1 protein-coding gene is annotated in these 315 nt (G+C 58.1%); it reads left to right on the forward strand.

The genetic code is table 11. The annotated features are described in order from the left end of the window. Window positions 1-192 (forward strand): transposase (locus EN804_RS36000; RefSeq protein WP_189602218.1); only part of this gene is annotated, 192 nt, incomplete at its 5' end. Window positions 193-315 lie beyond the last annotated feature (123 nt).

Here is a 315-nt window from a genome sequence, read left to right on the forward strand (position 1 = left end):
CTCTACCTGCCGCCCTACAGTCCGGACTTCAATCCGATTGAGAACGCCTTCGCCAAACTCAAGGCGCTGCTGCGAGCAAAGGCCGAGAGAACCATCAAGGCTCTGTGGGACGTGGTCGGCGCGGTCGTCGACCTCTTCACCCCAGCCGAATGCGCCAATTACTTCAAAGCCGCAGGATATGAACCGGATTAAACAGGACGTGCTCTAGGCCCCTGAACATCCGTTCCGAAACGGCACAATGCGCCAATACCGGTCATTCCGCTCGCTCCTCAATTAGCGATCGCTCGCTCTCACCCGGACTCGACCTATTTGCGG

It is taken from the genome of Mesorhizobium sp. M8A.F.Ca.ET.161.01.1.1 (assembly GCF_004792105.1).
In the GTDB taxonomy this organism is placed as follows: domain Bacteria; phylum Pseudomonadota; class Alphaproteobacteria; order Rhizobiales; family Rhizobiaceae; genus Mesorhizobium.